We start from the raw sequence: 10,581 nt of genomic DNA, 5'->3' as shown, positions 1-10,581 counted from the left end.
GCCCAATGGGCCCCGGTCCAGGAGCCTCGTGCGCGGTGGGGTCGGGCGGGTTCGGGCTGGTGGAGACACCGCTCGCGGACGCGGCTCGACGCCATGAGCAAGGTCGGCTCGGGGGCGGGGCAGAGGGCACACCCTGCGGCCCCGCTCCGTCGGCCATGGGAACCATCTGGTCGGCGAGCGGTTACGGCGTTACGCCGGGCGCGCGGCAGGTTCAGGGATCGGGGCCGACCGCGGGACACACCTGTGCCCCCCCCGCATACGGGAGGCGGGCCCGGCCGGCCATGGGGCCGCCGACCGGGCACCGGGTGGATCCACGGCCGGCATGAATGTCGGACGGCTTGATCCGCGTACCTGCCGTTACCTCAGCTCATCTGGTCGACGAGGCTCTTGGGACGCAGGTCGGTCCAGTGGGACTCGATGTAGTCGATGCAGGGCTGCTTGGCATCGGCGGAGTGGACGACCGTCCAGCCTTCGGGAACCTCGATGAACGCCGGCCACAGTGAGTGCTGGTTCTCGTCGTTGACGAGCACCAGAAACCGGCCGTCCGAAGCATCAAAGGGATTCATTTGTCTGATTCCTATCGGTGAGTCTTGGTTCTCCGTGGGGACCGCCGGTCCATCAGGTGGCGCTCGGCGACAGCTTCGAGGTTCATGATCTGGTTGGCTGCGGGGCTCGGACATCCGCAATAACCGCCGTTACCGGCGTGCGTGATGGTCGTCGGTGCGGGGCCGTGCGGCGCTCCGCCGAGATGATCGGCAGAGCGTCAGCACCCCCTCCATTGCGGACCGCGTTTCTCGACGAAGGCCCGCGGACCCTCCTGGGCATCCGCGCTGTGCATGCGGCGCTCTTCCCACCGAAAGCGGGTTGCGAAGGCCTGCTCGAGAGGCATGGTCGCGGCGGCCCCCGCGGCCTGCTTGATCGCGCGGACCGAGAGGGGAGCGCTGCGGAGGATGTCGGCGACCCACTGCTCCACGTGCGCGTCCAGGTCCGCAGCCGGGACGACCTCGTTGACCAGACCGAGTTCGTAGGCACGAGCCGCCGTCATGGGGCGTCCGGTGATCAGGTGTCCGAGCGCGACGCGGTACGGTGCCTGCCGGGTCAGCCGGAACACACCTCCCGCGCCGGCGATCAGCCCGAGCTTCGCCTCGGGCAACGCGAAGCTGGCGGTGTCCGCGGCCACGATCACGTCGCAAGCGAGGGCGAGTTCGAAGCCGCCGCCGAACGCGTGGCCGTTGACCCGGGCGATCACCGGTTTGGCGAGCCCGAACCGATCGGTGAGCCGGGGCCAGCCGGGCTTGTCCCGACTGCCGAAGGTCGAGGGGGTGGCGGTTCCGTCCTGGATCCTGGCGGCGAGTTCCTTGAGATCCTGGCCGGCGGAGAAGGACCGGTCTCCCGCGCCGGTGAGGACGGCCAGCCACACCTCGTCGTCGGCCTCGAAGTCGTCCCAGACGGCACCGAGTTCCTCATGCATGCGCAAATCCATCGCATTGGCGCGCTCTGGTCGGTCGAGCGTCACATAGGCGACACGGTCGCGCTTCTCGTAGCGGACTGCGGTGAGCCTGCTGGGCTTGATCGGTGTCATGAACGGGCGGCCGAGAATCGGCCGACCTTTCCGATGACGTCTTCGCTGTAGAGCCGCAGGGCCTGCTGTACGGCGAATTCGGCCATGTAGTGCCGGAACGACTCCGGCGGTTCCTCGGCCAGGTTGAGCATCCGGCGGTTGGTGACCACCGCCGGACTGTCGAGACGGTCCAGTGACCGGTCCACTGCGCGATCCAGATGGTCCTGCTCGACCACCTCGTCGAGCAGGAGCCGGGCGTCGGGCTCGGTGGCGTGGATCCGGCGTCCCCAGAGCACCATCTGACGCGAGACCCGGCCGCCCGCCAGCCGGCCCAGGCGGAAGTTCCCGGCACCAGGGACGATTCCCTCCTGGGCGGCGGGGAGACTCAGGTAGGAGTCGGCAGCCGCCAGGACGCGGTCGAAGACCATGAGCAGCTGCGCGCCACCGCCGATCGCGAAGGTGTCCACTGCTGCCACCCAGGGCTTCTCGATCGACGAGGTGTGCCACGCCCCGCTGTGGTCGACCCGGACGCCCCGCAACAGCTTGTTGATGTAGCCGAGTTCCCGTCGCAGCAGGAAGTCGACCAGGGTGATCTGACCGGCGTGCAGGCTCTTGAGGTTGATGCCGGAGCTGAACACCCGCCTGCCGCGGTAGCGGGGGTGCGTCATCTCGCCGCCACGCAGCAGTCCCACACTTACGCCCGGGTCGAGCAGGGCGAGATCGACGGCGGTCTCCATGTCATCGACCTGACGGTCGTCCTCGGCGTTGAGGCAGTCGTCGCGGCACATCGTCAGATGTGCGGCGCTGCCCCGCCGCTCGAGGCGCACCGAACCGAGATCCAGTTCGCCGGTGCGCTGGAACTCGGGCAGCAGTTGCGCTGCCCGCGCTGTGGGGAGGGCCATGGCATCGATCAGGTGGCGTCCTGATGCGGGTGATCGCAGCACCTCGCGCAGGAAGATGCCCTGGTCGATCTCCCAGCCCTCTTTGTCGGCCTGGGCACGGCCCTGGTCCGCCGCCAGTTGGTCGCCGGAGGGGACCAGCCCGGGGTAGGCGACGGCTGCGGCGGCCACCAGTTCGGGCAGGCGCAGATCGGCCGTTCGACCGTCGGTGAGGCGCTGGTAGACCGCCTCGCCGTGGAGTCGCATGAAGCGACCGCGCACAGCACGAGCGGCGTTCTTGGCATCGGCGGCGAGTGCGCGCTGTTCGGGGGAGCGGTCGGACGGTCGGGGGAGTGTCGCCAGCAAGTGCTCTGCCCGGTCGGCCGTGTCGGTCACGATCCGACGGGCCGTTGCCTGGTCAGCGCCGAGCTCGCGCTCTCCTGTGGCATCGGCCGGGGCCGGCGCCGAGTCGATCACGACGAGGCTTCTTCGGTCGTGTTGCGCAGCACGCGGTCGCAGGCGGCCAGGTGGCGGCCGAGGGCCTCTTCGAAGCTGGTGGTGGTCGCGTCCAGCATCAGCTGGCGGCGGATGGCCGGCCTGGCATGGGCCGGGGCCATGACGGTCTCGACGACGTCGGCGAGCGCGTCCTCCGGGTCGTCTGCCACCTGGTCCAGCAGGTGCAGCGCGAGCGCCTGGTCGGCCGGCACCGGAGTGCCGAAGAGGACCGCTCGACGGGTCGCCGCGACACCGATCTGATTCACCAGCCGGTACAGGGCCATTCCGGGCCAGACGGCGTCCGCCTCGACGGCAGGCAGCAGGCGCGCCGTGGGCTCGGCGATGCGGTAGTCGGTGGCGAGCAGGGCCTCCAGCGCGACGCCGCCGCAGTCGCCCGTGACGACGGCGACGACGGGCATGTCCAGGCGCTCCAGCCGGCGGAGTGCGCGCTCCCACTTGTTCACCAGGGGGAGTGGCAGGTCGCGCACGGTCGCGGGAGCCCCGCTGATCTCGAGGACCACGGGCCCGCGGGCGTCGGCGTCCTCGGACTGGTCGCACAGGGCGTTGAGGGCCAGAACCAGTTCGGGTGACAGGGGCTGGGCACCGTCGACGCGCATCGACAGGTCAACGGCGAGGGAAGCGGAACGGGTCATGATGTCTTGTCTTCCTGTTCGGATCGGGGCGTTACCAGCGGGCAAGAGCGGTTTCGATGGTGGAACCGGGGCCCATCGTCATCAGCACGATGTAGTCGCCCGGCTCGACCACGCGCTCTTCCAGCAGCCGCTGGTAGGAGAAGAGGAAGGAGCCGCTGGAGAGGTTGCCGTAGTCGCGCAGCACGCTCGTGGTGTTGCGGACGTCGTGGCGGGTCAGGCCGAGGTTGACTCCGACCGCGTCGATGACCTTCTTGCCGCCTGAGTGGACCAGCCACTGGGCGATGTCGCTCCGGCGCACCCCGGTTCCGGCCAGCAGACGGTCGACGACCCGTTCGGCGTGCGCGCCGACCACATAGGGCACCTGCGGGTCGAGGAAGAAGCTGAACCGGTCCTGGTCGTTGTCCCAGTCGTAGCGCATCGCGTCGATGGCGTCGGTGATGATGTAGCTGGAGAACTTCAGGATGCGCGGCCCCGGGACCGAGGGTTCGAGTCCGGCCGTCTCGCCGGCTCGCAGGGAGACGGCTGCCGCACCGTCGCCGAAGAGGCTGTTGACCACGGAGGTCCGCATGGTTCCGTCGAAGACGTAGGCGGCGGAGCACGCCTCGGAGCACACCATGACAGCGAGTTCACCCGGATGTGCGCGGGCCCAGCCGTTCACGGCGTTCAGTGCGTTGAGTCCCGCGTTGCAGCCCATGCCCACCACATCGAGACGGCTGGTGTGGGGGTCGATGCCCAGCTCGCGGATGATCAGGGCGCTCAGGCCCGGGGTGAGGAAGCCGGTGGTCGTGACACAGCACAGGTAGCCGATGTCCGAGACGTCCGCGCCGGTGTCCTTCAAGCACTCCTGGATGGCCCGGATTCCCATGTCGACGGCCTGGGCCTTGTGCTTGGCGAGCAGTTCGCCCTGGACCTCCATCACGCGGGTGCCGTCCGCGTTCTCGGGCGGAAGCGTCAGGAACCGGCGTTCGATCGCGCTGTTGAGGAAGACCGACCGAATCCGCGGGTCCTGGATATCGAAGATGTCCAGTATGTCCTGCTGGGAGTACGAGGTCGGGGGAACGGCGGTGCCGACGCCCGTGATCTGGGCGAGTTGGGACGGCAGGGACTCCTCGAGCACCGTGGTCGGGAGCTCGGCGGTGGTCAGGTCGGTGTAGGTCAGCATCGAGGTCATCGGTAGGTCCATCCCCAGCTTCGTGGTGTGCCGCGCAGGAGCGGCGTGTGAGCGTCCATCGGGGTCTCGGCTTTCTTTCTCCGGTGGTCCGTCGGGTATCAGTTGGCGGACTGCTCGCGGACGAACTCCGCGAGCCGGTCCAGCCCCTCCTCGATCTCGTCCGGCCGCAGGTGGCTGAACGACAGCCGCATCACGTTGCGCGGCTGCGAGTCGGCGTAGAAGTGGTGCACGGGGGTCCACAGGACCCGGTGTTCGGCGGCGCTGAGCTCCAGCAGGTCGTCGCTGACCGGGAACGGCACGGTGAGCAACAGGAAGAAGCCGCCACTGGGCGTGTTCCAGCTGACTCCCGGGACACCGCCGAAACGTTTCGTCAGGCCGGCCAGCACGCGGGCCAGATTGGCGCGGTAGGTCTCCGTCTCCCGCGTGTTGGCGGCGCGCAGGCTGTACCCGTTCTCGAGCAGCTTCCCGCCGATGACCGCCTGCGCGATGGGGGAGGTGTTCACCGTCAGCATGCTCTTGATCTTCGCCAGCTGGTCGGCCAGCACGCCCTGGTCGCCCTGGGCCCCGGCTACCCGCTGGTCCGCCACCGCGAAGCCGACCCGTGCTCCGGGCAGGCCTGTCTTGGCGAACGAACCCAAGTGGACGACCTGCGCATGTTCGTCGAGGGCCTTCATCGTGGGGGGGCCGGACGGGTCGCCGAACAATCCGTAAGGGTTGTCCTCCAGGACGAGGATGTCCTCGTCGGCGGCGATGGCGAGCATCCGCTCCCGTGCGGCACGGCTCAGCCTGACGCCGCTCGGGTTGGCGAAGTCGGGGATGACGTAGCAGGCCCGAGGGCGCAGCCCGGAAGCCTTCGCGTCGCGGACCACGGCCACCAGGTCGTCCAGATCGATCCCTTCGGACGACTCCCTGACCGGCAGCACCGGCATGTCCGCCAAGGCGGCCGCGCCGTGGACACCGACATAGCTGGGCGTCACCGCGAGCAAGACGTCGCGCTCGTCGTGACGCAGCGCACGCAGCGTCAGGTAGAGCGCCTCCTGGCACCCGACCGTGACGACGATGGCATCAGGGTCGACGTCGATACCCTCGTCCACGCGCAGATGCTCCGCGATCAGGTCGTGAATGATCCCCTTGGTGCGCCCGTACTGCAGAAGGGTCCGCCGTACGGCTACCTCGTCACCGCCCAGACGATCGGTCAGGTGCCGGCGGTAGGTCTCGAAGTAGCGGTGGACGTCGTCCAGGTCGAAGAAACCCTCGAACGGACGCCCGGCAGCCAACGAGACAGCATCCGGAAAACGCTGTGCTATCTCGTTGAGGAAATTCATGGATTCGCTTACGGGCATGGTCGTCGAGCGATGAAGATCGACCGTTTGAAGTTTCATGACAACCCGTTCTGCGGTGTGACCGTTCACTGTGTTCCATTCTGGACGCCGGGTGCCCTGTGGATATGCGGGCACGCCACGTCGACACCGGAAACAAATCTCTTCGGTACCGCGGCCGGGAGCAGGCTGCCACACCCCGCCTGCCCAGGGCAACTCATGTCTGGAATTGAGGTTCGGGCCCTGTCGTTACGGGATTTGCTCTGCCTGCACGCCGAAGAGAACATGCAGGTACGCATTGAGGAACGGCGGCTCCGAGCGTAACTGCGGAATCTACTGATGCACGGAACCACTGACGCCTGAATGCTTGGTCCGACGAAAAATCGCGAAACCTCACATGGCGCACTCCGGGTGCCCGCAACATGGAAGCGCTCGGCACTGTGAATTCAGCAGGACCAATCCATGCGGCGATTCGGGCGGCGGGTTCTGGTGATGGTCAACCGCGGCGTCGTGGACAGGCTCGCCTCAAGAGATGGTCAGCGCTGAATATGCATAACGCTCACGGCTCCACCAGACAGACATCTCCCGCCGGCCCCGAAAACCGGAACACACCGGGGAGGCATCCTCAGGACAGGAGGGGTCGCCACGCCCCGATCGCCCCGATCGCTCCGCCTGGCGCCCCGAGCCCGCCGGGAGATCCGGGCACAGCGAGCGGCGCGGCCGGCCCCACCCTCCAGCAGAGCTGGTTCCGGCGCCTCGCCGGCTACTGCCTGCGGTACCGCCGCCACATCCTGCTGTCGTTCGGCTCCTCGCTGCTCGCCATGGCGATCTTCACAGCCGTCCCACTGATCACCAAGCTGGTCATCGACGACGTCATCGTCACCCACAGGCAGCCGCTCATCCCCTGGGCGATCGCCCTGGTGCTCGCCGCCGTCCTGTTCGCCGGGTGCAGGTTTGTGAGCGCCCACTACAACGACCGACTCACGATGAACGTCCAGCACGACATGCGCGTCGACATCTTTCGCACGCTGACCCGGCTGGACGGCGAGAAGCAGGACCGACTGGACACCGGCCAGGTGGTCGGCCGGGCGACCTCCGACCTTCAACTGATCCAGGGCATGGTCGCGATGCTGTCGATGACGGTCGGCGACGTGTTGTTCATCGTGGTGTCGTTCCTGGTGATGGTCTGGATGTCACCATTGCTCACTCTGGTGGCGTTGGTGATGGGTCCCACGCTCTGGTGGCTCGCGGTGCTGTGCCGCAAGCGAATCTTTCCGGCAACCTGGGCTGCCCAGCAGGAGGCGGCCAAGGTCGCCGGCGTGGTGGACGCCGCGGTCGGCGGGGTCCGGGTGATCAAGGGCTTCGGGCAGGAGGAGCAGGAACTCGGCAAACTGGAGTCCGCCTCGCGCTCCCTTTACGCGATGCGGCTTCGCATCATCCGGCTCAACAGCCGCTACAGCTCGGCCATGCGGGCGATTCCCGCCCTCGCCCAGGTCGGTGTGCTCGCCCTCGGCGGCTGGCTCGCCATCGAGGGGCAGGTGACGCTGGGCACCTTCGTCGCCTTCGCGAGCTACCTGGCCCAAATGGTCGTTCCCGTCCGGATGATGACCGTCTTCCTGACCGTCAGCCAGCAGGCCCGTGCCGGGGTCGAACGCGTCCTCGAACTGATCGACGAGCGACCGCTGGTCCAGGAAGCGCCGGGAGCGCCGGAGTTGCGGCCCGTGGACGGCGTCCCGGCGCTGGAACTCGACGAGGTCGACTTCCACTACGGCGCGGACCCGCGCGAGCCGGGCACCCTCGGCGAGCACGGCGGCGACGACCGCCACCTCGACCGCCCGGTGCTGCACGGCCTCAGCCTGCGTCTCGCCCATGGGGAGACCCTCGCGCTCGTCGGGGCCTCCGGCTCGGGCAAGTCCACCGTGGGGCGGCTCATCCCGCGCTTCTACGACCCGACGGCGGGCGCTGTCCGGCTCTACGGCCAGGATCTGCGCGAGGTCACGCTGGACTCGGTGCGCTCCATGGTCGGTGTCGTGTCCGAGAACAGCTTCCTGTTCTCGGACACCGTGCTGGCCAACATCGCCTACGGCTGCCCCGGCGCCACCACGGAGCAGATCGAACAGGCTGCGCGCGCGGCGCAGGCGGACGGCTTCATCCGCGCACTGCCGGACGGCTACCTCACCCATGTCGGCGAGCAGGGCCTCTCCCTCTCCGGCGGCCAGCGTCAGCGGATCGCGCTGGCCCGGGCGATCGTCGCCGACCCACAAATTCTGTTGCTGGACGATGCCACGTCCGCGGTCGATCCCCGGGTCGAGGCCGAGATCCACGACACACTGCGCTCCGTCATGGCCGGCCGCACGACCCTGCTCGTCGCACACCGCCGCTCCACCCTCCAACTGGCCGACCGGATCGCAGTCCTGGACCAGGGCCGACTCGTCGACCTCGGCACCCATGAGGAACTGGCGGCCCGCTGCACCCAGTACCGGCGACTCATAACGGACCCGGAGGCCGGCGTCGGCGGTCTTGACGCCGATCCGGATGCGACCGCGCCCGCCACGGCGCCGGCCGGTCCGGGCGCCGCCGTACGCAGCGTGGAGGACCGGAAGGCCGATCCCAAGCCTCCGGCCGGAGTCGGGACGCTCCCCCCTGCCCTCGACACCCCCGCGATCGATCGGGCCGAAGCGACCGCCAACCCGCACTTCACCCTGGGCGGACTGCTCAAGCCGTTCCGCGGCCCGCTCGCCTTTGCGTTCGGGCTGCTGACCGTGGACGCGGCGGTCGGACTGGTCCTCCCGATCCTGATCCGGCACGGCATCGACGACGGTGTGTCCCGGGCCGCGCTGGGCGGGGTCGCGGCCGCGTCCCTCGTCGCCCTCGGGGTGGTGCTGCTCGACTGGCTGGTGCAGAGCGCCGAGACGCGGATCAGCGGCCGCACCGGGGAACGCGTCCTGTTCACCCTGCGCCTCAAGATATTCGCGCACCTGAACCGGCTCGGGCTGGACTACTACGAGCGTGAGCTCTCCGGCCGGATCATGACCCGGATGACCACTGACGTGGATGCACTCGCCGGCTTCCTGCAGACCGGCATGGTGACGGCCGTGGTCAGTGCGCTGACGTTCGCCGGGATCTTCGTCGCTCTGCCTGTCATCGACGTCGGCCTCGCCCTGGTGGTCTTCGCCGTGCTGCCCGCACTGGTCATCGCCACGCTGATGTTCCGCCGGAAATCCTCGGCGCACTATCAGATCTCCCGCGAGCTGATCGACACGGTCAACGCCGACCTCCAGGAGAACGTCGCGGGAATGCGGACCGTCCAGGCATTCAGACGCGAAGCCACCACCACCGAGCGGTTCGTCGGCAACTCACTCGCCTACCGTGACGCCCGGTTGCGCGCGTTGCTCTGCCGTGCGCTCTACTTCCCGTTCGTCGAGTTCCTTTCCAAGGCCGCGGTCGCTCTCGTGCTGATCGCCGGTGCCTCCCGGGTGGACAGCGGTACCCTCACAGTCGGCGGGCTGGTCGCTTACCTGCTCTACATCGAGCTCTTCTTCTCGCCGGTCTATCTGCTCTCGCAGATTGCCGACGGCTACCAGCAGGCGGCCGTAGGCCTCAGCCGGATCCGCGAGCTGTTGGGCACCCCGACCAGCACCCCGCCTGCCGCCGACCCGGTCCGCGCGGAGCGGCTGCGTGGCGAGATCCGTTTCGACAACGTCAGCTTCGCCTACAACAGCGGCGGCGAGGGCAGCCGTGAAGTGCTCACCGACATCAACCTCCGCATCCCGGCCGGGCAGACCGTCGCGCTGGTCGGCGAGACCGGCGCCGGCAAGTCGACCCTGGTCAAGCTGGTCGCCCGGTTCTACGACGCCACCCGCGGCACGGTGCGTGTCGACGGCACCGACATCACCCGCTACCACCTCACGGACTACCGCCATCGCCTCGGCGTCGTTCCGCAGGAGGCCTACCTCTTCGCCGGCACCGTCCGGGACACGATCGCGTACGGGCGACCGGATGCCACCGACGCCGAGGTTGAGGCGGCCGCCCGCGCGGTGGGCGCACACGCCATGATCACGAGTCTGGCCGGCGGCTACCAACACCCGGTGACCGGAAGGGGACGCAATCTCTCGGCCGGCCAGCGGCAGTTGATCGCACTCGCCCGGGCCGAACTGGTCGACCCGGACATCCTGCTGCTCGACGAAGCGACTGCCGCCCTGGACATGGCCACTGAGGCGGTGGTGAACCAGGCTGCCGACCGGCTGCGCGACGGACGCCCGAATCGGCTCGGTGGCCGGACCACTCTGGTGATCGCGCACCGCCTCACCACCGCGGAGCGGGCAGACAGGGTGGTGGTCCTGCACCACGGCCGGATTGTGGAGGACGGCACGCACGCCGAACTGGTCACGGCGGGCGGACCGTACGCCCGGCTCTGGGAAGCCTTCGTCGCCGAGGGACACCCGGCGGGAATCATAGGCTGAGGTGACCGGCCCCCCGGCCCGGGCGACCCATCACCGTTGCC

7 protein-coding genes are annotated in these 10,581 nt (G+C 68.7%); 1 reads left to right on the top strand and 6 read right to left on the bottom strand.

Going from position 1 to position 10,581, the window contains the following annotated elements:
• Positions 1-362: 362 nt before the first annotated feature.
• The 6 genes from RV983_RS01215 to RV983_RS01190 form a co-directional block, all read right to left on the bottom strand.
• Positions 363-566, bottom strand: a complete 204-nt coding sequence (locus tag RV983_RS01215) for an MbtH family protein (RefSeq protein ID WP_475983873.1) — start codon at positions 564-566, stop codon at positions 363-365.
• Positions 567-763: 197 nt separating this feature from the next.
• Positions 764-1,582, bottom strand: a complete 819-nt coding sequence (gene dpgD / locus RV983_RS01210) for an enoyl-CoA-hydratase DpgD (RefSeq protein ID WP_475983872.1) — start codon at positions 1,580-1,582, stop codon at positions 764-766.
• Positions 1,579-2,838, bottom strand: coding sequence for a (3,5-dihydroxyphenyl)acetyl-CoA 1,2-dioxygenase DpgC (gene dpgC / locus RV983_RS01205; protein WP_475990187.1), 1,260 nt, complete (start codon positions 2,836-2,838; stop codon positions 1,579-1,581). Before dpgC ends, dpgD begins: the two co-directional genes overlap by 4 nt.
• Positions 2,839-2,912: 74 nt before the next feature.
• A complete protein-coding gene (gene dpgB, locus RV983_RS01200; protein WP_475983871.1) occupies positions 2,913-3,587 on the bottom strand; it encodes an enoyl-CoA-hydratase DpgB in 675 nt (224 codons plus the stop codon).
• 31 nt (positions 3,588-3,618) lie between these two features.
• Complete coding sequence (gene dpgA, locus RV983_RS01195) at positions 3,619-4,758, bottom strand: 3,5-dihydroxyphenylacetyl-CoA synthase DpgA (RefSeq protein ID WP_475983870.1); 1,140 nt, start codon at positions 4,756-4,758, stop codon at positions 3,619-3,621.
• A gap of 98 nt (positions 4,759-4,856) precedes the next feature.
• Complete coding sequence (locus RV983_RS01190) at positions 4,857-6,035, bottom strand: aminotransferase-like domain-containing protein (protein ID WP_475983869.1); 1,179 nt, start codon at positions 6,033-6,035, stop codon at positions 4,857-4,859.
• A gap of 590 nt (positions 6,036-6,625) precedes the next feature.
• On the opposite strand from RV983_RS01190, the gene RV983_RS01185 reads away from it, so the two are divergent.
• A complete protein-coding gene (locus RV983_RS01185) occupies positions 6,626-10,540 on the top strand; it encodes an ABC transporter ATP-binding protein (RefSeq protein ID WP_475983868.1) in 3,915 nt (1,304 codons plus the stop codon).
• The last annotated feature ends 41 nt before the right edge of the window (positions 10,541-10,581 follow it).

The sequence above is a fragment of the Streptomyces sp. RLA123 genome (assembly GCF_056270165.1).
The sequence above is the reverse complement of the archived record's forward strand: the minus strand, read 5'-3'. Positions and strand labels throughout refer to the sequence as shown.

What these genes read in the sequence shown, in the direction of transcription:
- RV983_RS01215 (WP_475983873.1), bottom strand. Translation starts at nt 566, where the DNA reads ATGAATCCCTTTGATGCTTCGGACGGCCGGTTTCTGGTGCTCGTCAAC.
- dpgD (WP_475983872.1), bottom strand. Translation starts at nt 1,582, where the DNA reads ATGACACCGATCAAGCCCAGCAGGCTCACCGCAGTCCGCTACGAGAAG.
- dpgB (WP_475983871.1), bottom strand. Translation starts at nt 3,587, where the DNA reads ATGACCCGTTCCGCTTCCCTCGCCGTTGACCTGTCGATGCGCGTCGAC.
- dpgA (WP_475983870.1), bottom strand. Translation starts at nt 4,758, where the DNA reads ATGACCTCGATGCTGACCTACACCGACCTGACCACCGCCGAGCTCCCG.
- RV983_RS01185 (WP_475983868.1), top strand. Translation starts at nt 6,626, where the DNA reads ATGCATAACGCTCACGGCTCCACCAGACAGACATCTCCCGCCGGCCCC.